This is a genomic window from Streptomyces sp. Je 1-79 (assembly GCF_025195125.1).
Lineage (GTDB): Bacteria > Actinomycetota > Actinomycetes > Streptomycetales > Streptomycetaceae > Streptomyces.
Window position 1 is genome coordinate 317,529 of sequence record NZ_JAMGSL010000008.1, and the last position, 25,935, is coordinate 343,463.

Here is a 25,935-nt window from a genome sequence, read left to right on the forward strand (position 1 = left end):
GGGGCGACGAGTGCGCGAACTTTCCGGATTTCGCCTGCCTGTTCGGCATACTGGTCAGTAATCTGACTGCCCGTGACCAGTCGACACATATCCCCTGCCCCCACGCGCCGTACCGTCGTGAAGGCCGCCGCCGTCACGGCCGTCGCCACCCCGGTTCTCGTGGGCGCCGCCTCCCCCGCGCTCGCGGTCTCCGAGGCCCCCGCCTTCCTGCACGGTGTCGCCTCCGGCGACCCGCTGCCCGACGGCGTCCTGCTCTGGACGCGCGTCACCCCCACCTCCGAGGCCACGCCCGGTTCGGGCAGAGGCCCGGACGTCCCGGTCGGCTGGGAGGTCGCCGAGGACCGGGACTTCACCCGGACCGTCGCCCGCGGCTCCGTGACCGCGACCGCCGCCTCCGACCACACCGTGAAGGTGGACGTCCGGGGTCTGCGCCCGGCGACCGCCCACTGGTTCCGCTTCACCGCGGGCGACACCGTCTCCCCCGCGGGCCGCACCCGCACCACTCCGGCGACCGACGCGGCCACGCCCGGCGTCCGCTTCGGCGTGGTCTCCTGCGCCAACTGGGAGGCCGGCCACTTCTCCGCGTACCGCCACCTCGCGGACCGCGCGGACCTGGACGCGATCCTCCATCTCGGCGACTACATCTACGAGTACGCGGCCGGCACCTACCCGGACGCCCGGTATTCCGTACGGCAGCACGAGCCGAAGCACGAGATCGTCTCGCTCGCCGACTACCGCCTCCGCCACGCCACCTACAAGACGGACGCCGACCTCCAGGCGCTGCACGCCGCCCACCCCGTGATCGCCATCTGGGACGACCACGAGTTCGCCAACGACGCCTGGTCCGGCGGCGCGGAGAACCACACACCGGGCGCCGAGGGCGAGTGGGCGGCCCGGGTGGCCGCCGCCAAGCAGGCGTACTTCGAGTGGATGCCGGTGCGCGCCTCGACCGAGGGCACGGTCTACCGTCGGCTGCGCTTCGGCAGACTGGCCGATCTGCACCTGCTCGACCTGCGTTCGTTCCGTTCCGAGCAGACCGGGATCGGCAGCGGTTCGGTCGACGACCCGGAGCGTACGCTCACCGGCCGCGCGCAGCTGGACTGGCTGAAGTCGGGGCTCGCGGGCTCGGACGCGACGTGGAAGCTGGTCGGTACCTCGGTGATGATCTCTCCGGTCGCCTTCGGCTCGCTGCCGGCCCATCTCCTCGCTCCGCTGGCCGAGCTGCTCGGCCTGCCCCAGGGCGGGCTCGCGGTCAACGTCGACCAGTGGGACGGCTACACGGACGACCGCAAGGAGCTGCTCGCGCATCTGACCCAGCGGTCCGTCCGGAACACCGTCTTCCTGACCGGTGACATCCACATGGCCTGGGCCAACGACGTACCGGTGAAGGCGGCGACGTATCCGCTGTCGCAGTCGGCGGCGACCGAGTTCGTGGTGACCTCGGTGACCTCGGACAACATCGACGACCTGCTCCACGTGGCGCCGGGCACGCTCTCCGTCGTGGCGGCAGCGGCGATCAAGGCAGCCAACCGCCATGTGAAGTGGGTGGACATGGACAACCACGGCTACGGCGTGCTGGACGTGACCGCCGAGCAGGCGCAGATGGACTACTACACGGTCTCCGACAAGACGAAGGCGGACGCGACGACCGCGTGGGCGCGTTCCTACCGCACGCGGAACGGAACGCAGCACGTCGAGCGGGTGTACCAGCCGGTGCGATGAACTGACCGCATGGTTGATTTTCAGCCATGATCCGGCCTGTTAACAGAAGATCACATCGCCACGGCGGGTGGTGAGTTCGGGCGATCGAAACCGGACACACCACCCGCCTCCGTTCCCTGTCTCGTTACGTCCGCGTCTCAGACTCCGGAACCGTCGAAAGATTTTCTTCCCGATGCCCCGGATTGCCCTACGGATGATTGGGCTTGATCCATGCTCATCAACGTCTGACATGGACCCGTAATCTCCCCGCGGTGGCGAGGAATTACCTCTCCACAAACCCCCCGCGAGGAGTCACCTGTGCGTGCTCTTGTTCGTATATCGCCGCGTATGTCACGTCGTCTGCTCGGCACCGCGGTCATGGCCGGAACGCTGGCCCTGGCCCCGCTCTCCGCCCCGGCGGCCGCCCCCGCCACCACCACCTCGGCCGCCGGCCTCTCCGCCGAGGAGTGCGCGGAGCCGGCGGACGCCCACTCCGGCGCCCGCAAGGCCCGCGGCGCCGACACCCACGCCGGCGAGCCCAACGAGGTCTCCGCCGCCCAGGCCAAGGCCATGGACGCGGACCTCAAGAAGAGACTGGAGTCGGTCCGCGCGAGCGGCATGAACGCCACCGCCGCCGTGGTGAACATCCCCGTCCACTTCCACGTCGTCCACAGCGGCACCACGGGCAAGCTGACCGCCACCGACATCACCAAGCAGATCGCGGTCCTCAACGCGGCCTACGGCGGCCAGGGCAGCGGCAACGTGAACACCAACTTCCAGTTCACCCTCGCCTCGACCGACTACACGGACAATGCGTCCTGGTACAACCTGGCCTCCGGCTCCACCGCCGAGAAGCAGATGAAGCAGACGCTGCGCAAGGGCGGCGCCGGCGCGCTGAACTTCTACACGGCCAAGCTCAGCGGCGGTCTGCTCGGCTGGGCGACCTTCCCGTCCTCGTACAGCTCCAGCCCCTCCATGGACGGCGTGGTCGTCCTCGACTCCTCGCTGCCGGGCGGCTCCGCGGCCAACTACAACGAGGGCGACACCGCGACCCACGAGGTCGGCCACTGGCTGGGGCTGTACCACACGTTCCAGGGCGGCTGCAGCGGAGCGGGCGACTCGGTGAGCGACACCCCGGCCGAGAAGAGCCCGGCCTACGAGTGCCCGACCGGCCGTGACAGCTGCGCCAACAAGACCGGCGTGGACCCGATCCACAACTTCATGGACTACACGTACGACTCGTGCATGTACCAGTTCACCGCGGGCCAGGTCACGCGGATGAGCAGCATGTGGAGCGCGTACCGCGCCGGCTGACCGTCGGTGAGGTGAGGAAGGGCGCGACGGGAGAGCCCCCGTCGCGCCCTTCCGCGTACACCCCGCGGGCTGCCGTACGCCCTTCAGGCCCGTCGTACGTCCTACAAAGCTGTCGTACGTCCTACAGGCTGTCGAGGAACGACAGCGCGATCGCCCACGTCTGCTCGGCCGCGGCCTCGTCCCAGTCCGGCAGCTCCGGGTCGGTGAACAGGTGCCCGGCGCCCGGGTAGCGGTAGACCTCGACATCGGCCCCCGCCTTCCCCATCCCCAGGTACCAGGACGTCAGCCAGTCGTGCGACTCGAAGGGGTCGGGGTCGGCGATGTGCAGCTGTACGGGAAGGTCGTCGACGGCCGCGCTCTCGGCGATGTCCGAGGTGCCGTGGAGCAGCAGCAGCCCGCGCGCCTTCTCGTCGCCCAGGGCCAGGGTCTGCGCGACCGAGGCGCCGAAGGAGAACCCGGCGTAGACGAGCCCGCGGTCCGAGTAGGGCGCGGCGGCGAGAACGGCACGCTTCAGCAGCTCGTCCTTGCCGATCGACTCCTGGAGCTCCATCCCCTCCTCGACCGTCTCCGCGGTTTGGCCCTCGAAGAGGTCGGGCACCCGAACCTGATGCCCGGCGGCCCGCAGCCGCTCGGCCGCGGCCTCCACCGCCGGACGCAGGCCGTAGGTCGAGTGGAAAAGCATGATGTCCATGCGGTCCATCCTGCCAGCCGGGCACACCGAGACTGAGAACGGAGGCCTCGATCACATGGACACCGCGCTGCGCCCACTGCTCGTCGTCGGTGGGGCGGTCCTGCTCACCCTGCTGGCCGGCTGGGCCGTCGACGTACTGCTGCGCCGGGCCGACGACCACCACCACGAGACCCCGCTCTGGGGACTGCTGCGCCGCTGCCGACCACCGCTCCAGGCCGTCCTGCTCGTCTCCGTGCTCCGCGGCACCTATCGCGAGACAGGGTGGCGGATCGTCCAGGAGCATGCGGCGGGCATCGGTCAGACCCTGTCCCTCGTCCTCATCGGCTCCGGCGCGTGGCTGGTCATCGGCATCGCCTCGGCCGTGGTCGAGGCCACCTTCGCGCGGTACGCCTCCGCCACCCGCGACCCGGCCCGGGTCCGCCGGGTGCGCACCCAGGTGACGCTCATCACACGCATCGTGACGGCGGTCGTCGCCGTGGTCGCCGTGGCGGCGGCGCTGCTGACCTTCCCGGCGCTCAGTACCGTCGGCACCTCGATGCTGGCCTCCGCCGGCATCATCGGCATCGTGGCGGGCGTCGCCGCCCAGTCCACTCTCGGCAACCTCTTCGCCGGCTTCCAGATCGCCTTCGGCGACATGGTGCGCATCGGCGACACCGTGGTCGTCGACGGCGAGTGGGGCGTGGTCGAGGAGGTCACGCTGACGTTCCTGACGGTACGGACCTGGGACGAGCGCCGGATCACCATGCCGGTCTCGTACTTCACCGGCAAGCCGTTCGAGAACTGGTCCCGCGGCGGGGCGCAGATGACCGGATCGGTCATCCTCCACCTCGACCACTCCGCCCCCATCGACGCGATGCGCCAGAAGACCGAAAAGATCCTGGAGGCCTGTCCGGCCTGGGACCACCGCGACTGGAGCCTGGCCGTCACGGACACCACGCCCAGCACGATCCAGGTACGGGTGGTGGTCACCGCCAAGGACGCGGACGACCTGTGGACGGCGCGGTGCACCGTGCGGGAACAGCTCGTGGACTGGCTCTCGGAGCGGCATCCGCACGCCCTGCCGCGGATCACGACCTCGCAGGCGGTGCCGTCGCCCCGCGAGGCGGGGACCAACGGCCGCCCGCCCACACCTCGCCCGACCCGCGCCGTCGCCCCGGACGGCGACCGCCCGGCGCGCACCGGCCGCGGCTGAAGGGGCGACGGGACACAGGGGCGCGGGACAACAAGGGGGCGCGGGTCACAGGGGGCACGGGACACGGAGACGGGGACACACGGGGCACGGGACACAAGGAGGCACGGGCCGGCGAGGCCGTGACACGGGCGGCCGTCACCTCATGCTGCGCACGTCCAGCTGGCGCAGCACCCGGTCCACCACCTCGGGGTCGGCCCCCGGCTCGCTGCGTGCCGAGAGCACCTCGTGCCGGGCGGCCGACATCAGCTCCCGCTGGATGCGCTGGACGGCCTTGAGCCGCTCGGCCCGCTCGGTGAAGGCGGCCCGCCGCTCCTCGTCCAGCATGTCCGGGCTGATCCGCGCCCCGATGTCGAACACACCGCGCTGGAGCCGCTCCTGGACCTCCTCCGGCAGCTCCTCGACCTCTTCGATCTCCTTCAGCCGCCGCCTGGCCGCCTTGGCGGCGCGCAGCGCCAGCTCGCGCTCCAGGGCGCGCTCGGCGTCGGTGTCCGCCCGGACTCCGAGCCGTCTGACCAGCCAGGGCAGGGTGAGGCCCTGGAGGAGCAGTGTGGTCATGATCACACAGAAGGCGATGAAGACGATCTCGTCCCGGCCGGGGAAGGGCGCTCCGTCGTCCGTACGGAGCGGAATGGCGAGCGCGAGCGCCACCGACGCCACCCCGCGCATCCCGGCCCACCACATGACGACGGTCTCCCGCCAGCTGACCGGGATCTCCTCGTCGTAGTCGCGGCGGGTGTGCATCCGCTTCGCCAGCCAGGTGGCGGGCAGCAGCCACAGCAGCCGTACGCCGATCACCACACCGGCCACGGCCGCGCCCCAGCCGAGCATCTCGCCGAACCGGCCCTCGGCCGTACCGAAGACGTTGTGCAGTTCCAGGCCGATGAGCCCGAAGGCGATGCCGGTGACGAGGGTGTCGACGATCTGCCAGAACGTCTGACCGGCGAGCCGGCCCATCACGTCGTCGGCGTCGAGGGCGTTCTCGGCCAGGTAGAGGGCGACGATCAGGACGGCGAGGACACCGGAGCCCTTCAGCTCCTCGGCGAGGACGTAGGCGACGAAGGGGACGAGGAGGGTGAGCCCGGTCTGGAGGGTCGCCTCGCCGAGGATGCCCATGAGCTTGTTGGTGAGCCAGCCCAGGACGAGACCGACGACGACGGCGACGACGGCGGAGAGGACGAGGTCCAGGCCCGCGTCCTGCCAGCTGAAGCTGCCGCCGACGACCACGCCGATCGCCACGTGGTACAGGACGATCGCGGTGACGTCGTTGAAGAGCCCTTCGCCCTCGAGGATCGAGACGAGCCGGCGCGGCAGCCCGAGCGAACCGGCGACGGCGGTCGCGGCGACCGGGTCGGGCGGAGCGACGAGCGCGCCGAGCGCGACGGCGGCGGCGAGAGGGAGGCCTGGGACGAGCGCGTTCGCCATGGCGGCGACGGCGGCCGTGGTGACGAAGACCAGAGCGACGGCGAGCAGGAAGATGGGGCGCCTGTTGGCCGCGAACTGGCGCCAGGACGTGCGCTGCACGGAGGCGTAGAGCAGCGGCGGGAGGACGAGCGGAAGGATGTACTCGGGCGGGATCTCGACGTTCGGTACGAAGGGCAGGAAGGCCAGCACGATCCCGACGACGGTCATGAGCACCGGGGCCGGCAGTCCGAGCCGGTCCCCGAGCGGCACGGTGAGCACCGCACCCAGCAACAGCACGAACAACAGGGCCAACTGGTCCACGGGGCGCCCTCCCGGCCTGGCGGCAGGCACGGTCGATGATCGGGCCTCAACCCTGCCACGCGTGGGGCGAATCCCCCCGAACCCCCGTGCGTGCGCCGCTGCCACGGCGCCCCGCGAGCCTCAGGCCCTTGCGGCCAGGCCGGCCCTTGCGGCTAGAGCGCCCGGCGCATCGCGCGGTGCGGGATGCCCGCGTCCGGGAACTCGGGGCCGTACACCTCGTAGCCGAGCCGCTCGTAGAAGCCGAGCGCGTGGGTCTGGGCGTGCAGGTCCACGGCCGTGAGGCCGCGCTCGCGCGCGGCGTCCTCGATGGCGCGGACCAGCGCCGCGCCGACCCCGAGTCCGCGCGCGGCCTGGGAGACCGCGAGCCGTCCCAGCGAGCCGACGGAGGTGTCCGCGCCGGTCTTGCCGACCGCGTCGGCGCCGTGCAGCAGCCGGCCGGTGCCCAGCGGCAGCCCGTCCTCGCGCAGGGCGAGGACGTGGACGGCGGTCTCGTCGTAGCGGTCGTACTCGATGTCCTGCGGCACGTTCTGCTCGACGACGAAGACCTCGCGGCGGACCGCGAAGCAGGCCTCCCGGTCGTCCCGGCCGACCGCCTCGCGGACCTCGTAGCCGGTGCTCACGCGCTCTCCGCCTCGATCCGGTCCAGCGCCTGCCGCAGGTCCGCCGGGTACGTGCTCGCGAACTCGACCCAGCGCCCGTCCGACGGGTGCTCGAAGCCGAGCCGCACGGCGTGCAGCCACTGGCGGGTCAGCCCGAGGCGCTTGGCCACCGTCGGGTCCGCCCCGTAGGTGAGGTCGCCGACGCAGGGGTGGCGCTGGGCCGACATGTGCACGCGGATCTGGTGCGTACGGCCGGTCTCCAGCTTGATGTCGAGCAGCGAGGCCGCGCGGTACGCCTCGATCAGGTCGTAGTGCGTCACCGACGGCTTGCCCTCGGCGGTCACGGCCCACTTGTAGTCGTGGTTCGGGTGGCGCCCGATCGGCGCGTCGATCGTGCCGCTCATCGGGTCCGGGTGGCCCTGCACCAGCGCGTGGTAGCGCTTGTCCACGACCCGCTCCTTGAACTGCGCCTTGAGCAGGGTGTACGCCCGCTCGGACTTGGCGACGACCATGAGACCGGAGGTGCCGACGTCGAGCCGGTGCACGATCCCCTGGCGCTCGGCGGCGCCGGAGGTCGAGATGCGGTACCCGGCGGCGGCGAGGCCGCCGATCACGGTCGTCCCGGTCCAGCCGGGGCTCGGGTGCGCGGCTACCCCGACCGGCTTCATAATCACGACGATGTCGTCGTCGTCGTGGATGATCTCCATGCCCTCGACGGGCTCGGCGACGATCTGCACCGGCGCCGGGGCCCCGGGCATCTCGACCTCGAGCCACGCTCCGCCGCTCACCCGCTCGGACTTGCCGACGACGGCGCCGTCGACCAGGACCTTGCCGGAGGCGGCCAGCTCCGCCGCCTTCGTACGGGAGAACCCGAACATCCGGGCGATGGCGGCGTCGACGCGCTCGCCCTCCAGGCCATCGGGAACGGGCAGGGTTCGGATCTCGGGACTCGTACTCACCCGTCGAGTATGCCTTGTCAGTCCTTGTGGACGGTGCCGTCGGGGTCCAGGCCCCGGAAGGACAGGATCACGATCAGGAAGCCGCCGCAGACGATCGCCGAGTCGGCGAGGTTGAAGACGGCGAAGTGCGCGGGCGCGATGAAGTCGACGACCGCGCCCTCGAAGACGCCCGGGGAGCGGAAGATCCGGTCGGTCAGGTTGCCCAGCGCACCGCCGAGCAGCAGACCGAGCGCGATCGCCCACGACGTGCTGTAGAGCTTGCGCGCGAGCCGGATGATCACGACGATCACGGCGGCCGCGATACAGGTGAAGATGATCGTGAAGGCCTCACCCATGCCGAAGGCGGCGCCCGGGTTCCGGATCGCCTCGAACCGCAGCACGTCGCCGATCACCTGGATCGGCTCGTGGCCCTCCAGCTCGGCGACCACGAGCATCTTGCTGCCGAGGTCGAGCAGGTACGCCACGAGCGCCACCACCAGGAGCGCGACGATCTTGCGCCTGCCCTTCGGCCGCGCGTCCGGAGCCGGGGCGGCGGTCTCGCCGCCCGCGCCGTCCGCGTCTGATTCCGGCGTACCGATGATGCGCTCCGCCTCTGCCACGTGAGTCCCTCAACCTAGGTGCCCTGACTGTGCACGAGGGTACGGCACACCCCTTCGGCGCCGTCAGCCGCGGCGCTCCTGCTTCTGCTTGTCCTCGACGCAGAGCGTGGCCCGCGGGAACGCCTGCATGCGCGCCTTGCCGATCGGCTTGCCGCAGACCTCGCAGAGGCCGTACGTGCCCGCGTCGAGGCGTTCCAGGGCGTGCTCGGACTGCTCCAGCATCTCGCGGGCGTTGGCGGCCAGGGCGAGCTCGTGCTCGCGCGTGATGTTCTTGGTGCCGGTGTCCGCCTGGTCGTCGCCCGCGCCGTCCCCGGAGTCCCGCATGAGCCCGGTCAGCTCCTCCTGGGAGTGGAGCAGCTCCGCGCGGAGCCGGAGGACCTCGCTCTCCAGCCCGGCGCGGGCCTCGGTGACCTCCTCGGCCGTCCAGGGGTCCTCGCCGGGACGTACGGCGAGCTCACCGGCGCGCGCCTGGGGGACCGCGGCCTCCCCTTCGGCCGTCGTGACGCCACCCGCGGTCTTCTTCGCTGCCACTGTCCCGGCTCCTGTCTGCTCCACGTGCGCCGCGGATGCGGCCTTCTTCTTGACTGCGGTCCTCTTCGCGACGGCCTTCCCGGCGGGCGGGGCCTTCTTCGCCGGCGGAGCCTTCCTGACGGCCGCCTTCTTCGCCGGGGTGGCCTTCTTCGCCACGGCCTTGGCGGCCTTGGCGGTCTTCGCCGCCGCCTTGGCCGTGGTCTTCCGTGCCGGGGCCTTCTCGGCGGCCGCCTTCTTCGCGACCGTCGTCTTCCTGCCGGTGGCGTCCTTGGCCGCCCCGTCCGCACCGGCGGCCGAGGTCTTCTTCGCGGCGGTCTTCTTCGCCACCATGTCGCGGCCCCTTCACATTTTGTGATCTTGCTCGCGAATCGTGCTGGGACGATAAATCGGCCCAAGGCCCGCGGCAACGGGGCACGCCGCCGTTCGCACCCGCCCCATGCCGGTGGCACGGCGAGTCTGCATCCGTTGTGCCCAGCTCCCCGCCCGGTGAATCCGCCCCGCGACGGCCCGTGAAGTCCGGTCGCGGCCGTGTGGCCATTCGGGTCACGCGGGACCCCCTCGGCGAGCCGCCGGAAAAGCGGTCTGCCGACCCGCGCTCCGCCCCGTACACTGGCCGGAGCGAAAGGCTTGGATGGGGACGAGTAGCGTCGCAAGCAGCCATGAGCGACCCGGGGACGGTGAGAGCCCGGGGGCGAGCCCGATGTGAAGGATCACCCCGGAGCCGTCGGAAGAAAGCCGTCAGGCGAGTAGAACCGGCATCGCGACCCCAATGAGGGGGCCACGGGCACACGCGCCCGGGGCCAAGGAGGGTGGTACCGCGGGAGCCGCGCAGCACGGCGCTCTCGTCCCTCCGGACGGAAACGAAGCAGTCCGCCGGAGGAAGTTCGCCGATGAAACCGCCGCAGTACCGCCAGGTGCCCGCCCAGGTCGACCTGCCCGCGCTCGAGCACGCCGTGCTCGATTTCTGGCGCGAGAGCAAGGTCTTCGCCAAGACCCTGGAGCAGTCCGAGGGCCGCCCCGAGTGGGTGTTCTACGAGGGCCCGCCCACCGCCAACGGCATGCCCGGCGCCCACCACATCGAGGCGCGCGTCTTCAAGGACGTCTTCCCCCGCTTCCGGACCATGCGCGGCTACCACGTCGCCCGCAAGGCCGGCTGGGACTGCCACGGCCTGCCGGTCGAGCTCGCCGTCGAGAAGGAGCTCGGTTTCTCCGGCAAGAAGGACATCGAGGAATACGGCATCGCCGCGTTCAACGACAAGTGCCGCGAGTCCGTGACCCGCCACACCGACGCGTTCGCCGAGCTGACGACGCGCATGGGCTACTGGGTCGACCTCGACGACGCCTACCGGACGATGGACCCCGAGTACATCGAGTCCGTCTGGTGGTCGCTCAAGCAGATCTTCGACAAGGGCCTGCTCGTCCAGGACCACCGCGTCGCCCCCTGGTGCCCGCGCTGCGGCACCGGCCTCTCGGACCACGAGCTGGCGCAGGGGTACGAGACGGTCGTCGACCCCTCGGTCTTCGTCCGCTTCCCCCTGACCTCCGGCCCGCTGGCCGGCCAGGCCTCGCTCCTGGTCTGGACGACGACCCCGTGGACCCTGGTCTCCAACACGGCCGTCGCGGCCCACCCCGAGGTCACCTACGTCGTCGCGACCGACGGCGACGAGAAGCTCGTCGTCGCCGCGCCGCTGGTCGACAAGGCCCTCGGCGAGGGCTGGGTGACCACGGGCGAGTCCTTCACGGGCGCGGAGATGGAGCGCTGGACGTACCAGCGCCCCTTCGAGCTGGTCGAATTCCCCGCGGAGGCCCACTACGTGGTCAACGCGGAGTACGTCACGACCGAGGACGGTACGGGTCTGGTCCACCAGTCCCCCGCTTTCGGTGAGGACGACCTCAAGGTCTGCCGCTCCTACGGCCTGCCCGTCGTGAACCCGGTCCGCCCCGACGGCACCTTCGAGGAGGACGTGCCGCTGGTCGGCGGCGTCTTCTTCAAGAAGGCCGACGAGCAGCTGACCGCCGACCTGGACGCCCGCGGACTCCTCTTCCGCCACGTCCCGTACGAGCACAGCTACCCGCACTGCTGGCGCTGCCACACGGCGCTGCTCTACTACGCGCAGCCGTCCTGGTACATCCGTACGACCGCCGTGAAGGACCGCCTTCTCCAGGAGAACGAGAAGACGAACTGGTTCCCGGACTCGGTCAAGAACGGCCGCTTCGGCGACTGGCTGAACAACAACATCGACTGGGCGCTCTCCCGCAGCCGCTACTGGGGCACCCCGCTGCCGCTGTGGCGCTGTGAGGACGACCACCTGACGTGCGTGGGCTCTCGCGCCGAGCTGTCCGAGCTGACGGGCACGGACCAGGCGGAGCTCGACCCGCACCGCCCGTACATCGACGCGGTGACCTTCCCCTGCCCGAGCTGCTCGAAGACGGCGACGCGCGTGCCGGAGGTCATCGACGCCTGGTACGACTCGGGCTCGATGCCGTTCGCGCAGTGGGGCTACCCGCACAAGAACAAGGAGCTCTTCGAGTCCCGGTACCCGGCGCAGTTCATCTCCGAGGCGATCGACCAGACGCGCGGCTGGTTCTACACGCTGATGGCGGTCGGCACGCTGGTCTTCGACAGGTCGTCGTACGAGAACGTGGTCTGCCTGGGCCACATCCTCGCCGAGGACGGCCGCAAGATGTCCAAGCACCTGGGGAACACCCTGGAGCCGATCGCGCTGATGGACCAGCACGGCGCGGACGCGGTCCGCTGGTTCATGGCGGCCGGCGGCTCCCCGTGGGCGGCCCGCCGGGTCGGCCACGGCACGATCCAGGAGGTCGTCCGCAAGACGCTCCTCACGTACTGGAACACGGTGGCCTTCCAGGCGCTGTACGCCCGTACGTCCGGCTGGGCGCCGAGCGCGTCGGACCCGGCGCCGGCCGAGCGCTCGGTCCTCGACCGCTGGCTGCTGAGCGAGCTGAACGCGCTCGTGGACCAGGTGACGCAGGCGCTGGAGTCGTACGACACCCAGCGCGCGGGCAAGCTGATCTCCGGGTTCGTGGACGACCTGTCGAACTGGTACGTGCGTCGTTCGCGCCGCCGGTTCTGGCAGGGCGACGCGGCGGCGCTGCGGACGCTCCACGACGTGATCGAGACGGTCACCCGTCTGATGGCCCCGCTGACGCCGTTCATCACGGAGCGGGTCTGGCAGGACCTGGTGGCCCCGGTGACCCCGGGCGCCCCGGAGTCGGTCCACCTGTCGACCTGGCCGGAGCCCGACCTCGCGGCCGTCGACCCGGCGCTGTCCTCGCAGATGGCCCTGGTGCGCCGGCTGGTCGAGCTGGGCCGCGCGACGCGGGCCGAGTCGGGCGTCAAGACCCGTCAGCCGCTGTCCCGCGCGCTGGTGGCGGCGACGGGCTTCTCGGAGCTCTCCCCGGAGCTCCGGGCCCAGATCACGGAGGAGCTGAACGTCACGTCGGTGGCCTCCCTCTCCGAGGTCGGCGGCTCGCTGGTCGACACCACGGCGAAGGCCAACTTCCGCGCGCTGGGCAAGCGCTTCGGCAAGGGCGTCCAGGACGTGGCCAAGGCGGTCGCGGCGGCCGACGCGGCGGCGCTGTCGCTGGCGCTGCGGAGCGGCGAGGCGACGGTGGAGGTCAACGGCGAGACGATCGCGGTCGGCCCGGACGAGATCATCATCACGGAGACGCCGCGCGAGGGCTGGTCGGTCGCGTCGGACGCGGGCGCGACGGTGGCGCTGGACCTGGAGATCACTCCGGAGCTCCGCCAGGCGGGCCTGGCCCGTGACGCGATCCGCCTGATCCAGGAGGCCCGCAAGAACAGCGGCCTGGACGTGGCGGACCGGATCTCCCTGCGCTGGGCGACGGAGTCGGCGGAGACGGCGGAGGCCCTGGCGGCCCACGCGGAACTGATCGCGGACGAGGTCCTGGCGACGGACTTCACGACGGGCCCGGCGGACGACACGTTCGGCACGCCGTTCACGGACGAGGGCCTGGCCCTGACGTTCCAGCTCCGCAAGGCGTAGGCCCCGAGACGAAAAGGCCCGGCACCCCTGGGGTGCCGGGCCTTTTCGCTACCCCCACCGAGGCCGCGCCCCCGCGACGCCCCCACCCACGGCAAAGGGCCGGGCCCCTGGTTTCCCAGGGGCCCGGCCCTCAGCCTGCCGACGGCTACGCGCTCATCGCGCGACCCGCCGCCGTCAGTTGTCGTCCTCGTCGATCAGGAAGCCGCGCATCGGCGCCGGCGCCTGCTGCATCGGCTGCGGCGCCTGCGGACGGACCGGAGCCATCGGCTGGGTCATCGCCGGGGACATCTGCTGCTGACCGCCGTAGGACGGGGCACCGCCCATGGACGGACCGCCCATGGAGCCGTTGCCGCCGTACGACGGGGCGCTCGCGCCCGCCGAGGCCATCGAGGGCGACGGCGGCAGGGAGGCCGTGGCCGGCGTCCGCGGCGGAGCCAGCGAGTCGTCCGCCTGGGTCTCCAGCTGACGCAGCTGCGACTCCAGGTACGACTTCAGACGCGTGCGGTACTCGCGCTCGAAGCCGCGCAGGTCCTCGACCTTGCGCTCCAGCGTGGCGCGGGCGGACTCCAGGGAGCCCATCGCGACGCGGTGCTTCTCCTGCGCGTCCCGCTCCAGCGCGTCGGCCTTGGCGCGGGCGTCCCGCTCCAGGCCCTCGGCGCGCGAGCGCGCCTCGCCGACGATCTTGTTGGCCTCGGAACGGGCCTCCGCGATCGCCTGGTCGGCCGTCTGCTGGGCCAGCGAGAGCACACGGGCGGCGCTGTCGCCACCGGGGCCCTGCTGGGGCTGCTGCATCGGCTGCTGCATCTGCTGCTGCGGGTGCCCCATGGGGCCGCCCATCGGCTGACCCATCGGGCCACCCTGCATCTGACCGGGGCCGGGGCCCATCGGTCCACCCTGCATCGGGCCGGGGCCGTGGCCACCAGGACCGGCGGGAAGCTGCGGCGCACCGGACGGCAGCTGCGGCGGACCCATCTGCGGGGGCTGCTGCTGGACCGGCGGTCCGGATATGGCGGCGGGCACCGGGGCGCCGGGACCGACGGGACGATCCTGCTGCTCCGGGGGCTTGCGCATGCCCTGCTGCTGCTGGTTCTGCGCGGCGGCACGCGTCGCGGCGGCCAGCTTGGCGCGCAGGTCCTCGTTCTCGCGGAGCAGGCGGGTCAGTTCGGCTTCGACCTCGTCGAGGAAGGCATCGACCTCGTCCTCGTCATAGCCTTCTCGAAGGCGGACGGTCGTGAACTGCTTGTTCCGCACGTCCTCGGGGGTCAGCGGCATCTCTTCTTCACCTCTACGTAGTCGTCGGCAGTCGGCAAGACCGTATCGTCCACATTCACCTCGCGAAGCTGCTCACGATGGAGATCAGGATGTAGACGATGATCATCAGAACGAAGAAGGACAGGTCAAGTGCCACGCCCCCGAGACGCAACGGCGGGATGAACCGCCGAAGAAGCTTGAGCGGTGGATCGGTGACAGTGTAGGTGGCCTCCAGAACGACCACCATCGGCTTACCGGGTTGCCATGAACGTGCGAACTGAAAGACGTAGTCCATGACCAACCGGAAGATCAGCACGATGAGGAAGCACATCAGAGCGATGTAGACCACTTGTAGTGCGACGCCCATCCCGCGCTTCCCTCTCCCCTGGCTCTCGTGCTCTCACTTGTCCGGCCTTCCGGCCGGCCGTTCCGGTCTTCGTGTTCTCAGCTCTGGTTGAAGAATCCGCCCTCTGCGATCCGGGCCTTGTCCTCCGCCGTGACATCGACGTTAGCAGGCGACAACAGGAACACCTTCTGCGTCACGCGCTCAATGCTGCCATGGAGCCCGAAGACGAGTCCGGCGGCAAAGTCGACAAGTCGCTTCGCATCGGTGTCGTCCATCTCCGTGAGGTTCATGATCACCGGGGTGCCCTCACGGAAGTGTTCCCCGATGGTACGGGCTTCGTTGTAGGTCCTCGGGTGCAACGTGGTGATGCGGTAGGGCTCCCGCTCGGACACGACCTTGGGCATGATCACCGGCGCGTTCTTCTCCAGGCTCGGACGTTCGGGTGTGATGGACGCCACGGGGGCGATTCGCGCCGGACGTCCGCTTTCGGTGGATAGTGGGGCGGCGTGAGCGACCGGCTCGCGCGGCGCGATCTGCTGCACCACCCGCACCGGCTCCTCGCGCTCCACCTGGCGGGGGGGCTGATGGCGCCGCTCTCGCTCGGGTTCCGGTTCCAGCTCGGGTTCGAAGTCGTCGTCGGGGTCGAACCCCCGGCCGTCGTACCCATCGTCCTCCACGAGGCCGAGGTAGACCGCCATCTTGCGCATCGCGCCGGCCATTCTCTGAGTCCTCCGCTCTGTGGTGGATCGGCCTCGTCGCCAAGTGCCCGTGATCCACGCGGCCTGCCCGCCGACCGGCGGGGATGACCATATTTTCTGCTGTGGTCCGACTTGCTTCGCGACGTTACCCGAGCCTGGGGCGGACACCCAGTACCGCCGTACCGATGCGCACATGTGTCGCTCCGGCCGCCACCGCGTCCTCGAGGTCCGCACTCATCCCCGCGGACACCATGTTCGCAGCCGGACGGGTCACGCGCAGGAGAGTCGACAAATCCATCAGGCGGTCGAACGCCGCACGTTGGCGCCCCGCGAAGGGGCCGGCGAGCGGTGCGACGGTCATCAGTCCGTCGAGCCTCAGCCCGGGCGCGGCATCCACCGCGGCGGCCAACTCCTCGATGCCCTCCGGCGACACCCCGCCCCTGTCGCCCCGCGCGCCCGATTCGGCGTCGAGTGCGACCTGGACGAGGCAGCCCAGTTCGCGCCCGCCCTTCTCCGCCGCGGCCGAGAGGGCGGTGACGAGCTTCAGGCGGTCGACAGACTGCACGACATCCGCATAACTCGTCACAGAACGGACCTTGTTGGTCTGCAACTGACCGACGAAGTGCCAGCGGAGGTCCAGATCCGCACAGGCGGCGGCCTTGGGGGCCGCGTCCTGGTCGCGGTTCTCGGCGACGTCCCGTACACCGAGTTCGTGCAGGATGCGCACGTCGCTCGCGGGGTAGGTCTTGGTGACCACGATCAGGGTCACGTCCTCCCGCTCGCGCCCGGCGGCGGCACACGCGGCGGAGATACGTTCCTCCACCCGCGCCAGGTTCTCGGCGAGTTCGGCCTTACGGTCCGTCATATCAGTCCAACCAGACATATCCCGCGAGTCGCCCCGTGGTGCGATCGCGGCGGTACGAGTAGTGGTCACCCGACTCACGGGTGCAGACCTCGTCGGCCCGCCGGTCCCGGACCCCCAGCCGCTCCAGCTGCGCGTGGACTCCGGCGGTGACGTCCACGGCCGGGGTGCCCCAGCTCGTCTCGGCGAAGGCAGCCGGTTCGACCGCGGCCACCTCGGCGCGCATCGCCTCGGGTACCTCGTAGCAGCGCCCGCAGACGGCGGGGCCGGTACGGGCGGTGATACGGGCCGGGTCGGCGCCGAGTTCGATCATGGCCTTCACCGCGGCCGGTACGACTCCGGCGACCATCCCGGGCCGCCCGGCGTGGGCGGCCGCGGCGACCCCGGCGACGGGGTCGGCGAGAAGGACGGGGGTGCAGTCGGCGGTGAGGACCGCGAGAGCGAGTCCGCGCCGGGTGGTGACGATCGCGTCGACCGCCGGAACCGGCCGGTCGCCCCAGGGGCCGTCGACCACCGCGACATCGGGGCCGTGCACCTGGTTCATCCAGACGACCTGCCCGGGGTCGAGCCCCAGGGCCCCGGCGACCCGGGCCCGGTTGGTCCGGACGGCCTCGGGGTCGTCCCCCACGGCGCCGCCGAGATTGAGCTCCTCGTACGGAACGGCGCTCACCCCGCCCCACCTGTCGGTGAAGGCGAAATGCGCGCCGCTCACGGGTTCGAGCTTCTCTATCACTTCAAGAAGTCCGGAACGTCCAGCTCTTCGGCCTGGGTGTCCGGGTAGGGGCGGGCCGGCGGGACGACCGTCGGGGTGACCGGCGGCAGCGTGCTCTCGGCGGCGGCCACCGGGGCCGGCTCCTCGCGGGGAGCGGTCGGCTCCTCGCGCGGGGCGACGGTGCCGAGTCCACCGAGCGGACGCTCGGTGGCACGGGGAGCCGGGGCCGGCTCCTCGCGCTTGGCCGAGGCCGAGCTGAGGATGTTGTCCCGGCGGGCCGGCGGCTGGCCGCCGTCGAAGCCGGCCGCGATGACCGTGACCCGTACCTCGTCGCCCAGGGCGTCGTCGATGACGGCACCGAAGATGATGTTGGCCTCGGGGTGGGCGGCCTCGCTCACCAGCTGCGCGGCCTCGTTGATCTCGAAGAGACCGAGGTCCGAACCGCCGGAGATGGAGAGCAGCACGCCACGGGCGCCGTCGATGGACGCCTCCAGGAGCGGCGAGGAGATCGCCATCTCGGCCGCCGCGACCGCGCGGTCGTCGCCGCGGGCGGAGCCGATGCCCATGAGGGCCGAACCGGCCTCGGACATGACCGACTTGACGTCGGCGAAGTCGAGGTTGATCAGACCGGGGGTGGTGATGAGGTCGGTGATGCCCTGCACACCGCTCAGCAGCACCTGGTCGGCCGACTTGAAGGCGTCGAGCACGGAGACCTGGCGGTCCGAGATCGAGAGCAGCCGGTCGTTCGGGATGACGATGAGGGTGTCGACCTCTTCGCGGAGCTCGGCGATGCCGTCCTCCGCCTGGTTGGCCCGACGGCGTCCCTCGAAGGTGAACGGCCGGGTGACCACACCGATCGTCAGGGCGCCGAGCGAGCGCGCGATGTTGGCCACGACGGGTGCGCCGCCGGTGCCGGTGCCGCCACCTTCGCCGGCGGTGACGAAGACCATGTCGGCCCCCTTGAGGACCTCCTCGATCTCCTCACGGTGGTCCTCTGCCGCCTTGCGACCGACTGCCGGGTTGGCCCCGGCTCCGAGGCCACGGGTGAGTTCACGACCGACGTCGAGCTTGACGTCGGCGTCGCTCATCAACAGCGCTTGCGCGTCCGTGTTGATCGCGATGAACTCGACGCCCTTGAGACCGACCTCGATCATTCGGTTGATGGCATTGACACCACCGCCGCCGACACCGATGACCTTGATGACTGCGAGGTAGTTCTGCGGTGCTGCCACGTCGAAGGCCTCTCGCCTCGAGTTACGTGTCGCCGCTTCGCGGTGGTAGTCGCGCTGCGACGACGGATGCCGATGGGACGGTCCGAAACGCCGACCCAAACCCTAACGTTGAAGTTTAGGGTTACCAGTGTCTCTGTTCGCTGGACTCTTCCGAACAGGACACTAAGTCGACAAGTGGCGCACGTTCAACGAACACGCCGAACCTCCCGTTTTTCTTTTCACCCTATGTGATCACCCATAGCGCTGGCCAACCAGGGCGCTGGCCAGGGGTGATGCACGTCAACTCCCCGACGCCGCGGGCGCTGTGGGGGCGCTTACATCGAAGTGCCCCGCTTTGGGCATCGCCTTCATCAGGGCGGTGAGCACCCGGGCCTTGACGGGCCCGTCCTCACCACTGCCCCAGAAGACCGTGCGGCCCTCGCTGAGCTCCAGGGTGATGGAGTCGTACGAGGCGACCTTGACGACACGAGTGTCCCGGGCGATTTCCCGCGGGAGTTCGCCCGTCACGCCCACCGCCTCGACGAGCAGCCGGTCCTCGTCGAAGCGGCGAAGACTCGGTGCGGAGGCGGCGCCCAGGAGGAGTTCCGGTACGCCTGAGGGAGCCTTGTCCACGGTGGCGAATCGCGTTCCGGCGGAGTCCACTTCCGTGAACTTTCCGCCCTTTTCCACCACCAGAACCGGCTTCCGTTCCGTCACTTTCAGACCGATTCCATGCGGCCAGGACCGAACGACCTCGATCGTGTCGATACGGGGCAGTTCCCGCACCAGACGCGCCTCGATGGCGTCCATGTCGACGGACACCAGCGGTGAACCGATCGGCACCGCGGCGACCTCCTCGACCTCACGAGTGGTCAGAACCCGCGTTCCGGAGGTCTCCACGCGCTCCACCCGGAACCAGGTGGAGCCGTAGAGCGCCCAGACTCCGCCCGCCACGATCAGGACGAGGGCGGACACGATCAGCAGGACCCGCGGCCCGGGCACCCGGAATCCAGCATTCCGGGCGTCCGTCCGCGCCGGCCGTTCCGACGACCCCTTCGGCTCGCGTGTGCCTCGCTTCTCGGCGGTCGTCGGTCCCGACACGTTCCCTCTTTCCCTTCGAGGCTCGCTCAGCGTCCGGCGATCGCCTCGTAGACCATGCCGACGAGCAGGTCGTCGGCGTCCCTGCGGCCGAACTCGGCGGCGGCGCGGGACATCTCGTACAGCCGGTGCGGATCGGCCAGTACGGGCAGGACGTTGCCCTGCACCCACTGCGGCGACAGCTCCGCGTCGTCGACGAGCAGTCCGCCGCCCGCCTTGACCACCGGCTGGGCGTTGAGCCGCTGTTCGCCGTTGCCGATCGGCAGCGGTACGTACGCGGCGGGCAGCCCGACGGCGGAGAGTTCGGCGACGGTCATCGCGCCCGCGCGGCAGAGCATCATGTCCGCCGCCGCGTACGCGAGATCCATCCGGTCCACGTACGGTACCGGGACGTACGGCGGCATCCCGGGCATGTTGTCGACACGCGGCATCTCGTTCTTCGGGCCGACCGCGTGCAGGATCTGGATACCGGAGCGCTGGAGCACCGGCGCGATCTGCTGGATGACCTCGTTGAGCCGGCGTGCGCCCTGCGAGCCGCCGGAGACCAGCAGCGTCGGCAGGTTCGGGTCGAGACCGAAGGCGGCACGCGCCTCGGGCCGGACCCGGGCCCGGTCGAGGGTGGCGATGGTGTGCCGCAGCGGGATGCCGATGTAACGGGCGTTGCGGAGCTTGGAGTCCGGGGTGGCCACGGCGACCCCGGCCGCGTACCGCGAGCCGATCTTGTTGGCCAGGCCGGGCCGGGCGTTGGCCTCGTGGACCACGATCGGCACCCCGAGGCGCTTGGCCGCGAGATAGCCGGGCAGGGCCACGTAGCCGCCGAAGCCGACCACACAGTCGGCCTTGGTGCGCTCCAGGATCTGCTCGGCCGCCTTGATGGTGCCGCGCAGCCGCCCGGGGACGGTGATCAGCTCAGGGGTGGGCTTGCGCGGCAGCGGCACGGCGGGGATGAGCGCCAGCTCGTAGCCCCGCTCGGGTACGAGCCGGGTCTCCAGGCCCTTCTCCGTGCCGAGCGCCGTGATTCCCACGCTCGGGTCCTGCCTGCGCAGGGCGTCCGCGAGGGCGAGCGCGGGCTCGATGTGGCCGGCGGTCCCCCCACCGGCGAGTACGACATGCACCGAAATTCACCGCTCTCCGGACGGACGCTTCTTGACGCGCCGTCGCATCGACTTCCATCTCACCCCGGCCCGCCTACCCCAGCCGGGGCGCCGCATGGCCAGGGCCGCTTTCGCGGCGGGTTCCTGTCGCGCGAAGGCGATGAGGAGCCCGACGGCGAACATGGTCGGCAGCAGGGCCGACCCCCCGTAGGAGAACAGCGGGAGCGGGACCCCGGCGATCGGCAGCAGACCGAGCACCGCACCGATGTTGATCACGGCCTGCGCCGTGATCCACGTGGTCACGCCTCCCGCGGCGTACCTCACGAAGGGGTCCTCCGTGCGTCCGGCCACGCGGATACCCGCATAGCCTAGAGCCGCGAACAGGGCGAGTACCGACAGCGTCCCCGCCAGACCCAGTTCCTCCCCGGTGACGGCGAAGATGAAGTCGGTGTGCGCTTCGGGTAGTTGGCCCCATTTTTCCACACTGGCACCCAGGCCGGATCCGAACCATCCGCCCGAGGCCAGAGCATAGATCCCGTGGGCCGCCTGGAGGCAGGGGGCGCCCTCTCCCCCGGGGTCGGTGGCGCCGATGCAGGCGAACCGCTTCAGCCGGTTGTCGCTGGTCCTGATCAGCAGGAAGCCGATCGCCCCCGCCACCGCGAGCACCCCGACGAAGAGCCTGGTGGGCGCTCCTGCCGTCCACAGCAGCCCGAAGAGGATCGCGGTGAGCACGATCGCCGTGCCCATGTCCCCGCCGAGCATGATCAGTCCGAGCAGGAGGAACGCCGCCGGCACCAGCGGCACGAGCATGTGCTTCCACTGGGTGAGCAGTTTCATGTCCTGCTTGCGGGCCAGCAGGTCGGCGCCCCACAGGATGAGCGCCAGCTTGCCGAACTCGCTGGGCTGCAGCATGAACGGGCCGCCCAGCGAGATCCAGTTCTGGTTGCCGCCGACCGCGCGCCCTATCCCCGGGATCTGCACGAGCACCATCAGGAAGACGGCGCCGACGAGGATCGGGTACGCGAGTGCCCGGTGCAGCTTCACGGGCATCCGGGAGGCGACCAGCAGCAGCACGGCGCCGAGGACCGCGGCGAAGAACTGCTTGCGGAAGAAGTACGAGGGCACCAGGTCGTAGCGGAGCGCCGTGATCATCGAGGCGCTGTAGACCATCACCAGGCCGAGCGTGGTGATGAGCAGCGCGGCACCGAGGATGACGTAGTACGCGGTGAGCGGCCGGTCCCAGGCCCGCCGCGCCCGCTCGTACGTCCGCCGTACGCCGCCGGCGCGGGAGGCGCGCGGCGACGCGGGAGCGCGGCCTCCGCCGCGGACGGCGGAGGGCCGACGGGTCCCGGCGGTTCTGCTCGGCATGGTCGCTGTCCCCTCCAGTCGTGCCCGGCGCGGCCGGACCTCCTTGCTGGTCAGGTCAGACGCGCCCGGTGGTGGCGAGGGCGCGGACCGCGTCCGCGAAGGCCTCGCCCCGCTTGTTGTAGTTGGCGAACATGTCCATCGAGGCGCAGGCCGGGGCCAGCAGGACCGTGTCACCCGGCCGGGCGAGCCGGGCCGCCTCCTGGACCGCCGCGGACATCGCCCCAGTGTCGGTCCGGTCGAGGTCCACGACCGGGACCTCGGGGGCGTGTCGCGCGAGGGCTTCGCGGATCAGCGCACGGTCGGCGCCGATCAGGACGACGCCCCGCAGACGCTTCGCCGAGGCGGCCACGATCTCGTCGAAGGTCGCGCCCTTGGCGAGGCCGCCGGCGATCCAGACGATCGGGTCGTAGGCCGCCAACGAGGCTTCCGCGGCATGGGTGTTGGTGGCCTTGGAGTCGTCGACGTAGACGACGCCCTCGATCTCCTCGACCAGCTCGATGCGGTGCGGGTCGGGCCGGAAGGCCCGCAGTCCGTCCCGTACGGCCTTCGGCTCCACCCCGTAGGCGCGGGCGAGGGCGGCCGCGGCGAGCGCGTTGGCGATGTTGTGCGGGGCCGGCGGCTGGACGTCCGCGACCTCGGCGAGCTCCTGGGCCTGCTTCTGCCGGTTCTCGACGAAGGCCCGGTCGACGAGGATGCCCTCGACGACGCCGAGCTGCGAGGGGCCGGGGGTGCCGAGGGTGAAGCCGATGGCCCGGCAGCCCTCCTCGACGTCCGCCTCGCGCACCAGGTCCTCGGTGGCCTTGTCGGCGACGTTGTAGACGCAGGCGACGGTGTTGCCCTCGTAGACACGGCCCTTGTCGGCGGCGTACGCCTCCATCGAGCCGTGCCAGTCGAGGTGGTCGGGCGCCAGGTTGAGCACGACGGCCGAGTGGGCGCGCAGGCTCGGGGCCCAGTGGAGCTGGTAGCTGGAGAGTTCGACGGCGAGGACGTCGTACGTCTCCTCGCCGAGCACCGCGTCGAGGAGCGAGACGCCGATGTTCCCGACGGCCGCGGTCCGCAGGCCCGCGGCCTCCAGGATCGAGGCGAGCATCCGTACGGTCGTGGTCTTGCCGTTGGTGCCGGTCACGGCGAGCCAGGGGGCGGCGTCGGGGCCGCGGAGGCGCCAGGCGAGCTCGACATCGCCCCAGACCTCCACGCCCGCCTCGGCGGCGGCCGTGAAGAGCGGCTTGTCGGGCCGCCAGCCGGGGGCGGTGACGACCAGTTCGGTGCCCTCGGGCAGGGTGTCGCCGTCGCCGAGGCGGACGGTGATCCCCTCGGCCCGCAGCTCGTCGGCCTGCGCCCGGGAGCGCTCGTCGTCGCCGTCGTTGACGACGGTCACGACGGCGCCGAGGCCGTGCAGGACGCGGGCGGCCGGGATCCCGGAGACCCCGAGCCCCGCGACGGTGACCCTCTTGCCGTTCCAGCTCACTTTTCGGATGCCCATCCCGCGTAGAAGAGGCCCAGGCCCACGATCACGCACATGCCCTGGATGATCCAGAACCGGACGACGACCAGGACTTCCGACCACCCCTTGAGTTCGAAGTGGTGCTGGAGCGGGGCCATCCGGAAGACGCGCTTGCCGGTCATCTTGAACGAGCCGACCTGGATGACCACCGACATGGTGATCAGTACGAACAGGCCGCCGAGCAGGGCGAGCAGCAGCTCGGTACGGGAGCAGATGGCGAGACCGGCGAGCGCGCCGCCGAGGGCCAGCGAGCCGGTGTCACCCATGAAGATCTTGGCCGGCGAGGTGTTCCACCACAGGAAGCCGAAACAGGCACCCATGAGGGCGGAGGCGACGACCGCGAGGTCGAGCGGGTCGCGGACCTCGAAGCAGGCGTTGGGGTTGGTCAGGGTGATCGCGTTGGCGCAGGACTCCTGGAACTGCCACAGGCCGATGAAGGTGTACGCGCCGAAGACCATCACCGACGCGCCGGTGGCCAGGCCGTCCAGACCGTCCGTCAGGTTCACGCCGTTGGACATGGCCAGGATCATGAAGAGCGCCCAGACCACGAACAGCACGGGCCCGATGGCCCAGCCGAAGTCGGTGATGAAGGAGAGCTTCGTGGAGGCCGGGGTGAGCCCGCGCAGGTCCGCGAACTGGAGCGAGAGCACCGCGAAGGCGATGCCGACGATCAGCTGGCCGGCCATCTTCGCCTTGGCCCGCAGACCCAGCGAGCGCTGCTTGACGATCTTGATGTAGTCGTCGAGGAAGCCGACGAGACCCATGCCGGCCATCAGGAAGAGGACGAGGACACCGGAGTACGTCGGGTCCTCGCCGGTGATGACCTTGGCCAGCGCGTACGCGATGAGCGTGGCCAGGATGAAGGAGATACCGCCCATGGTGGGCGTGCCCTTCTTGCCGGCGTGGCCGCGCGGGCCGTCGTCGCGGATGAACTGCCCGTACCCCTTGCGGGCAAGGAGCTTGATGAGCAGCGGGGTGCCGATCAGGGTCAGGAAGAGCCCGATGGCTCCCGCGAAGAGGATCTGCCTCATCGGCCCGTGACCTCGCTCTCGGAGTCGAGGAGGGCCAGGGCGACCTGCTCCAGACCGACCGACCTGGAAGCCTTCACAAGGACGACGTCCCCCGGGCGCAGCTCACTGCGCAACAGGTCGACCGCCGCCTGCGCGTCGGACACGTGCACCGACTCCTCACCCCACGAACCCTCGTTATATGCGCCCAGTTGCAGCCAGGACGCTTCCCTGTCCCCGACCGCCACGAGCTTGCTGACGTTGAGCCGGACGGCGAGCCGTCCGACCGCGTCGTGCTCGGCGAGCGATGCGTCTCCGAGCTCGGCCATCTTGCCGAGCACCGCCCACGTACGGCCCCCCTGGGCCTGTGCGGCCCGGCCCATGGACGCGAGCGCGCGCAGAGCGGCTCGCATGGACTCGGGGTTCGCGTTGTAGGCGTCGTTGACGATCGTCACGCCGTCCGGACGCTCGGTGACCTCCATGCGCCAGCGCGACAGGGTGCCCGCCTCCGAGAGCGCGGTGGCGATCTCCTCGACGGGCATGCCCAGCTCATGGGCGACGGCGGCCGCGGCGAGCGCGTTCGACACGTGGTGCTCACCGTACAGGCGCAAGGTCACGTCACTGCACCCGGTGGGTGTGTGAAGCTTGAAAGAGGGCTGTCCGTTCGCTGTGAGACGGACGTTCTCGGCACGTACGACCGCTTCGTCCGACTCTCCGAAGAGCGTCACGCGCGCCCGGGTCCGCTCGGCCATGGCCCGCACGAGCGGGTCGTCGGCGTTGAGGACCGCCACGCCTCCCTCGTCGGCCGGCGGAAGCGCCTCCACGAGCTCGCCCTTGGCCTGGGCGATCTGCTCGCGGCCGCCGAACTCGCCGATGTGGGCGGTGCCCACGTTGAGTACGAGTCCGATGCGCGGCGGGGTCAGTCCGGTGAGGTAGCGGATGTGACCGATGCCGCGGGCGCCCATCTCGAGGACGAGGTGCTGGGTCTCGTCGCTCGCGCGCAGCGCCGTCAGCGGGAGCCCGATCTCGTTGTTGAGCGAGCCGGGCGTCCACACGGTGGGTGCGTGACGTTCGAGGACCTGGGCGATCAGGTCCTTGGTGGAGGTCTTGCCGGCCGAGCCGGTCAGCGCGACGACATCGGTACCGAGGCGTTCGACGACGGCGCGGGCGAGGGCGCCGAGCGCCGCCTGGACGTCGTCCACGACGATGGCGGGCACGCCGACGGGCCGGGCGGCCAGCACGGCTGCCGCGCCCGCCTCGACGGCGCGGGCCGCGTAGTCGTGGCCGTCGACCTGTTCGCCGGTGAAGGCGGCGAACAGGCTGCCGGGCTTCACCTCACGGGAGTCGATGACGACGGGACCGGTGATCCGGACGGCCGGATCCGGTATGTCGTACGACTGCCCGCCGACGATTTCGGTGATCTCGGCGAGGGAGAGGGCGATCACAAC

At 70.7% G+C, this 25,935-nt stretch carries 22 protein-coding genes; 4 read left to right on the plus strand and 18 right to left on the minus strand.

All coding sequences use genetic code 11. The features are described from left to right. The first annotated feature begins 72 nt into the window (after positions 1 to 72). On the plus strand, positions 73 to 1,722 hold the full coding sequence (locus tag M5362_RS18975; protein ID WP_260228773.1) for an alkaline phosphatase: 1,650 nt from the start codon (positions 73 to 75) through the stop codon (positions 1,720 to 1,722). 327 nt (positions 1,723 to 2,049) lie between these two features. Next, positions 2,050 to 3,015: a zinc metalloprotease gene (locus M5362_RS18980; RefSeq protein ID WP_260228774.1), complete on the plus strand. Its 966-nt coding sequence runs from the start codon at positions 2,050 to 2,052 to the stop codon at positions 3,013 to 3,015. A gap of 121 nt (positions 3,016 to 3,136) precedes the next feature. Here the strand turns inward: M5362_RS18980 and M5362_RS18985 are convergent, their stop codons facing one another. Continuing rightward, complete coding sequence (locus M5362_RS18985; RefSeq protein ID WP_260228775.1) at positions 3,137 to 3,715, minus strand: dienelactone hydrolase family protein; 579 nt, start codon at positions 3,713 to 3,715, stop codon at positions 3,137 to 3,139. Between the two features lie 46 nt (positions 3,716 to 3,761). On the opposite strand from M5362_RS18985, the gene M5362_RS18990 reads away from it, so the two are divergent. Further along, positions 3,762 to 4,898, plus strand: coding sequence for a mechanosensitive ion channel family protein (locus tag M5362_RS18990; RefSeq protein WP_260228776.1), 1,137 nt, complete (start codon positions 3,762 to 3,764; stop codon positions 4,896 to 4,898). A 135-nt stretch (positions 4,899 to 5,033) separates the two neighbouring features. Here M5362_RS18990 and M5362_RS18995 read toward each other — a convergent pair whose 3' ends face one another. The 5 genes from M5362_RS18995 to M5362_RS19015 all read right to left on the minus strand — a co-directional run bounded on the left by M5362_RS18995 (position 5,034) and on the right by M5362_RS19015 (position 9,638). Beyond that, positions 5,034 to 6,620, minus strand: coding sequence for a Na+/H+ antiporter (locus M5362_RS18995; protein WP_260228777.1), 1,587 nt, complete (start codon positions 6,618 to 6,620; stop codon positions 5,034 to 5,036). Positions 6,621 to 6,772: 152 nt separating this feature from the next. Then, positions 6,773 to 7,240, minus strand: a complete 468-nt coding sequence (locus tag M5362_RS19000; protein ID WP_260228778.1) for a GNAT family N-acetyltransferase — start codon at positions 7,238 to 7,240, stop codon at positions 6,773 to 6,775. Next, positions 7,237 to 8,178 carry an RluA family pseudouridine synthase gene (locus tag M5362_RS19005; protein ID WP_260228779.1) on the minus strand — a complete coding sequence of 314 codons (942 nt, stop codon included), beginning with the start codon at positions 8,176 to 8,178 and terminating at the stop codon, positions 7,237 to 7,239. The genes M5362_RS19000 and M5362_RS19005 overlap by 4 nt, the downstream gene beginning before the upstream one ends. A gap of 17 nt (positions 8,179 to 8,195) precedes the next feature. Next, positions 8,196 to 8,777: a signal peptidase II gene (gene lspA / locus M5362_RS19010; RefSeq protein ID WP_260228780.1), complete on the minus strand. Its 582-nt coding sequence runs from the start codon at positions 8,775 to 8,777 to the stop codon at positions 8,196 to 8,198. A gap of 63 nt (positions 8,778 to 8,840) precedes the next feature. Beyond that, positions 8,841 to 9,638 (minus strand): TraR/DksA family transcriptional regulator, encoded by a 798-nt coding sequence (locus M5362_RS19015; protein ID WP_260228781.1) that lies wholly within the window; start codon positions 9,636 to 9,638, stop codon positions 8,841 to 8,843. A 560-nt stretch (positions 9,639 to 10,198) separates the two neighbouring features. Between M5362_RS19015 and ileS the strand changes: the two genes are divergently transcribed. After that, entirely contained in the window at positions 10,199 to 13,336 is a 3,138-nt protein-coding gene (gene ileS / locus M5362_RS19020) for an isoleucine--tRNA ligase (protein WP_260228782.1), read from the plus strand. 174 nt (positions 13,337 to 13,510) lie between these two features. Here ileS and M5362_RS19025 read toward each other — a convergent pair whose 3' ends face one another. The 12 genes from M5362_RS19025 to murF form a co-directional block, all read right to left on the minus strand. Then, complete coding sequence (locus tag M5362_RS19025; RefSeq protein ID WP_260228783.1) at positions 13,511 to 14,608, minus strand: DivIVA domain-containing protein; 1,098 nt, start codon at positions 14,606 to 14,608, stop codon at positions 13,511 to 13,513. Positions 14,609 to 14,663: 55 nt separating this feature from the next. Further along, a complete protein-coding gene (locus M5362_RS19030; RefSeq protein WP_260228784.1) occupies positions 14,664 to 14,954 on the minus strand; it encodes a YggT family protein in 291 nt (96 codons plus the stop codon). Positions 14,955 to 15,031: 77 nt separating this feature from the next. Next, positions 15,032 to 15,652 (minus strand): cell division protein SepF, encoded by a 621-nt coding sequence (locus M5362_RS19035; protein ID WP_260228785.1) that lies wholly within the window; start codon positions 15,650 to 15,652, stop codon positions 15,032 to 15,034. Positions 15,653 to 15,776: 124 nt separating this feature from the next. After that, positions 15,777 to 16,496 carry a YggS family pyridoxal phosphate-dependent enzyme gene (locus M5362_RS19040; protein WP_260228786.1) on the minus strand — a complete coding sequence of 240 codons (720 nt, stop codon included), beginning with the start codon at positions 16,494 to 16,496 and terminating at the stop codon, positions 15,777 to 15,779. 1 nt (position 16,497) lies between these two features. Further along, positions 16,498 to 17,226 (minus strand): peptidoglycan editing factor PgeF, encoded by a 729-nt coding sequence (gene pgeF, locus M5362_RS19045; protein ID WP_260228787.1) that lies wholly within the window; start codon positions 17,224 to 17,226, stop codon positions 16,498 to 16,500. After that, complete coding sequence (ftsZ, locus tag M5362_RS19050) at positions 17,223 to 18,437, minus strand: cell division protein FtsZ (protein ID WP_260228788.1); 1,215 nt, start codon at positions 18,435 to 18,437, stop codon at positions 17,223 to 17,225. The genes pgeF and ftsZ overlap by 4 nt, the downstream gene beginning before the upstream one ends. 279 nt (positions 18,438 to 18,716) lie before the next feature. After that, positions 18,717 to 19,517: an FtsQ-type POTRA domain-containing protein gene (locus tag M5362_RS19055; RefSeq protein ID WP_260228789.1), complete on the minus strand. Its 801-nt coding sequence runs from the start codon at positions 19,515 to 19,517 to the stop codon at positions 18,717 to 18,719. A 26-nt stretch (positions 19,518 to 19,543) separates the two neighbouring features. Then, positions 19,544 to 20,629, minus strand: coding sequence for an undecaprenyldiphospho-muramoylpentapeptide beta-N-acetylglucosaminyltransferase (gene murG / locus M5362_RS19060; RefSeq protein ID WP_260228790.1), 1,086 nt, complete (start codon positions 20,627 to 20,629; stop codon positions 19,544 to 19,546). A 6-nt stretch (positions 20,630 to 20,635) separates the two neighbouring features. Beyond that, a complete protein-coding gene (gene ftsW, locus M5362_RS19065) occupies positions 20,636 to 21,976 on the minus strand; it encodes a putative lipid II flippase FtsW (RefSeq protein WP_260228791.1) in 1,341 nt (446 codons plus the stop codon). A 55-nt stretch (positions 21,977 to 22,031) separates the two neighbouring features. Then, positions 22,032 to 23,459 (minus strand): UDP-N-acetylmuramoyl-L-alanine--D-glutamate ligase, encoded by a 1,428-nt coding sequence (gene murD, locus M5362_RS19070; protein WP_260228792.1) that lies wholly within the window; start codon positions 23,457 to 23,459, stop codon positions 22,032 to 22,034. Continuing rightward, a complete protein-coding gene (gene mraY / locus M5362_RS19075) occupies positions 23,441 to 24,511 on the minus strand; it encodes a phospho-N-acetylmuramoyl-pentapeptide-transferase (RefSeq protein ID WP_260228793.1) in 1,071 nt (356 codons plus the stop codon). Before mraY ends, murD begins: the two co-directional genes overlap by 19 nt. Next, complete coding sequence (murF, locus tag M5362_RS19080; RefSeq protein ID WP_260228794.1) at positions 24,508 to 25,932, minus strand: UDP-N-acetylmuramoyl-tripeptide--D-alanyl-D-alanine ligase; 1,425 nt, start codon at positions 25,930 to 25,932, stop codon at positions 24,508 to 24,510. Before murF ends, mraY begins: the two co-directional genes overlap by 4 nt. Positions 25,933 to 25,935: the final 3 nt, after the last annotated feature.

Coding starts and splice junctions, on each gene's coding strand:
- M5362_RS18990 (WP_260228776.1), top strand. CDS start 3,762: ATGGACACCGCGCTGCGCCCACTGCTCGTCGTCGGTGGGGCGGTCCTG.
- M5362_RS19015 (WP_260228781.1), bottom strand. CDS start 9,638: ATGGTGGCGAAGAAGACCGCCGCGAAGAAGACCTCGGCCGCCGGTGCG.
- ftsW (WP_260228791.1), bottom strand. CDS start 21,976: ATGCCGAGCAGAACCGCCGGGACCCGTCGGCCCTCCGCCGTCCGCGGC.
- murD (WP_260228792.1), bottom strand. CDS start 23,459: ATGGGCATCCGAAAAGTGAGCTGGAACGGCAAGAGGGTCACCGTCGCG.
- mraY (WP_260228793.1), bottom strand. CDS start 24,511: ATGAGGCAGATCCTCTTCGCGGGAGCCATCGGGCTCTTCCTGACCCTG.
- M5362_RS19040 (WP_260228786.1), bottom strand. CDS start 16,496: ATGACGGACCGTAAGGCCGAACTCGCCGAGAACCTGGCGCGGGTGGAG.
- M5362_RS18980 (WP_260228774.1), top strand. CDS start 2,050: ATGTCACGTCGTCTGCTCGGCACCGCGGTCATGGCCGGAACGCTGGCC.
- M5362_RS19025 (WP_260228783.1), bottom strand. CDS start 14,608: ATGCCGCTGACCCCCGAGGACGTGCGGAACAAGCAGTTCACGACCGTC.
- M5362_RS18985 (WP_260228775.1), bottom strand. CDS start 3,715: ATGGACCGCATGGACATCATGCTTTTCCACTCGACCTACGGCCTGCGT.
- ileS (WP_260228782.1), top strand. CDS start 10,199: ATGAAACCGCCGCAGTACCGCCAGGTGCCCGCCCAGGTCGACCTGCCC.
- M5362_RS19030 (WP_260228784.1), bottom strand. CDS start 14,954: ATGGGCGTCGCACTACAAGTGGTCTACATCGCTCTGATGTGCTTCCTC.
- M5362_RS19035 (WP_260228785.1), bottom strand. CDS start 15,652: ATGGCCGGCGCGATGCGCAAGATGGCGGTCTACCTCGGCCTCGTGGAG.